1 protein-coding gene is annotated in these 1,466 nt (G+C 66.0%); it reads left to right on the forward strand.

Annotated features, from left to right (window positions below):
* Positions 1-1,466, forward strand: a 1,466-nt coding sequence (locus tag AB8A24_RS23830; RefSeq protein WP_369477594.1) for a galactose oxidase-like domain-containing protein, incomplete at both ends; no start/stop codon positions are given.

Here is a 1,466-nt window from a genome sequence, read left to right on the forward strand (position 1 = left end):
GACCGGGCGCGACGGCGCGATCAACACCCACTTCTTCAGCGAACAAAAACCCTGGGGCGAACACAACCCATTCACCCCGGTCGGCGGTGGGTCGCCCCTCGCCGCAGCGGCTGGGAGTGCCGTCGCGAGCGTCAGCCGCGGGCACGACAAGATCGACTTGTTCTGGGCTAGCCGCGCGGGCGCTGTCAATTCGCTGTGGTGGACCGAGGCCGATGGATGGGGTCCCAGTCATCGGGCCGCTTTCGGGTTGGCTGGCGGGGGCCGCTGGTACCCCACCCTGGTCACGCTCGCCGACGGCCGCGTCCTGGCTGCCGGCGGGCACCCAGCCCGTACCGACAGCCGACACTGGAACAACACGCCGGAGATCTACGACCCGGCCCGCGACACTTGGACGATCCACCCAACTCTCGGTGATCTATTGGCGTTCGTCCAATACCCTCGGATGCATGTGCTATCCGATGGCAAGGTGTTCTGCGCGACCCCGCTTGTCAGAGTGGCGGAGGGTCAGCTCGGGTTCAGCATCACGTACGACCCTGACACCGATGAGTCCTCCCAGGTCGCAACCCTCGGCGATCCGGATTACCTAGCGCCGGCCATCGCCAGCAGCATTGACACTACCTCCGTCCTGCTGCCGCTGCGGCCGTCGAAGAACTACGAGCCGAGCGTGCTGCTCTGTGGAGGCGCAACGCCGCGGCGCATCGACCTCGCCGATGAGAGGCCGGCATGGAGGACCACCAGTAAGCGGCCGCTGAATGGGCCAAGGTACAACCTCAACGCTGTGCTGCTCCCGAGTAGCGAGGTCTTCGTCAGCGGCGGTGTCGCCAACAAGGCGGATGACAACACTGCGGTCCGAACCGCCGAGATGTACCACCCTGATAGCAACACCTGGGACCGGCTGCAGGACGCGACGGTCGTCCGCAACTACCACTCGGTGGCGCTGCTGATGCCCGATGGGGCGGTGTGGACAGCTGGCTCGAACATGAACGGCGACCCTGGCACCGGCACCCGTGAGCTCCACATCGAGACCTACAAACCGTGGTACTTCGACCGGCAGCGACCGCAGCTCATTTCCGCCCCGGAGCGCATGGCCTACGCGCAGGAGCCGGAGGATGCGATCACGGTCGAGGTAGCCCGTGCGGATACCATCAAGGAGGTAGCGGTCATTCGCACCTCATCGACCACGCACGCTTTCAGCTCGGACCAGCGCTACGTCGAGCTCTTGTTCAGCGTCGTCGACGCCCGTCACCTGCGCGTCATTCCACCCCCGGCGGGTGGGATCGCTCCCCCCGGCGTGTACCTGATGTTCGTCCTCGACAGCGCCCGCGTCCCTTCCCATGGCCGGTTCATCACCATCGCCCGACTCGGCAAGACACTCCAGGCGGTTCTCGACCTGCACGTCCTCACGCGGCGACACATCGTCGATGGGCGCATCGACCAGGCAGGCGCTGTCGCCCGCGAGACGATTC

It is taken from the genome of Streptomyces sp. BF23-19 (assembly GCF_041106355.1).
GTDB classification, from domain to species: domain Bacteria; phylum Actinomycetota; class Actinomycetes; order Streptomycetales; family Streptomycetaceae; genus Streptomyces; species Streptomyces virginiae_A.